This is a genomic window from Pantoea sp. ICBG 985 (assembly GCF_002928365.1).
Lineage (GTDB): Bacteria > Pseudomonadota > Gammaproteobacteria > Enterobacterales > Enterobacteriaceae > Pantoea > Pantoea dispersa.
In genome coordinates this window covers 1-1,210 of record NZ_POWM01000020.1, presented here as the reverse complement: position 1 = coordinate 1,210, position 1,210 = coordinate 1, and the positions used below count along the sequence as shown (strand labels likewise).

Genomic DNA, 1,210 nt, shown 5'->3' with positions numbered 1-1,210 from the left:
GTAGATACCGTCTTGCCGGTTACCTGGCAAGACATATTTCGGCATCGAACGGACGACCCGATTTCAGCACGCCATAAGCCAGCTGCAGCAGCTTCTTCATCGCCGCGCACACCACGACTTTTCCCGTTTTCTTACCCGCATCCAGCCGTTTCTTCAGCGCACTCACCGCCGGATTCCACTTCATCGCCACTATCGCAGGCATGTACAGGGCCTTGCGCATCGCGCTGTTGCCCATCTTCGATATCCTGCTTTTGCCCTTCCACTCACCGGACTCCTGCCGCATCGGATTCAGACCCACCCACGCCACAAGCGCCTTGCTGCTGCTGAACCTCGACATGTCCCCCAGATACGCCAGCATCGTGCTGCTCAGCACGCCCGCGATGCCCGGGATGGACTCCAGCAGTTCCCTGTTCTTTTTAAGGCCCGGATCATTGTCGATATGGTCGTTTATTGCCCGCTTCGTTTCGTCTATCTGCGCATCCAGCGCCGCAATGACCACGCGGATTGAGGGCTGCACCACCGCATCCGAGACCTCCAGCCGGTTCTCTTCCATCTGCCGCATTTCCTGAAGATTCGTCAGGCGCTTCACCAGCGCCTTCAGCCTGCGTTCATTCAGCGGCGCCGGCTGCCACAGCGACGGGCCGTGCAGTTTACAGTAGCGCGCTATCATGCGCGCATCGTCTTTATCCGTCTTGTTACGGCTCAGCTCCGCCTGTCCGAAGCGCCTGATGCGCGCGGGATTTTCCACGCTGACATCATAGCCTTCGTCGTGCAGGAAGGTGGCCAGCGGCTCACTGTACGCGCCGGTAGCCTCCATGCAGATATGGCAGCAGCCGAACGGCTCCAGCCATTTTTTCAGGGCGATAAAGCCCTTAGGGGTGTTGGGAAAGACTTTGGTTTTGTAAGACGTGTCGCCTTTCCAGACGGCCACATCAAACTTTCCGGAGGCAACATCAATGCCGACAGGCATACGGGTTTGCATAGATTCTCCTTAACAGCACAGGGAAACCGCCATGACCATCCTTATGGATGCGTGCTCGGGGCACAGGATACCGTCCGGTCTTGAAGGCGGGAGTTAAGTTGCCGGGGATGAATCTACGAAGCAGGCTTTATGCCCAGGGGGCGCCCCCATCTCACCAGCAACTTCCCGATGATCAGTCGGGGATCATCATACCCGGAGGAGAATGATCGGGATATAAGGGGCGCCATT

Annotated in this window: 1 protein-coding gene; it reads right to left on the bottom strand. The window is 57.8% G+C overall.

What is annotated here, in order from left to right; translation table 11 throughout:
• Positions 1 to 19 precede the first annotated feature (19 nt).
• Positions 20 to 982 carry an IS110 family transposase gene (locus tag C1Y42_RS23220; protein WP_021312959.1) on the bottom strand — a complete coding sequence of 321 codons (963 nt, stop codon included), beginning with the start codon at positions 980 to 982 and terminating at the stop codon, positions 20 to 22.
• Positions 983 to 1,210: the final 228 nt, after the last annotated feature.

Coding starts and splice junctions, on each gene's coding strand:
- C1Y42_RS23220 (WP_021312959.1), bottom strand. CDS start 982: ATGCAAACCCGTATGCCTGTCGGCATTGATGTTGCCTCCGGAAAGTTT.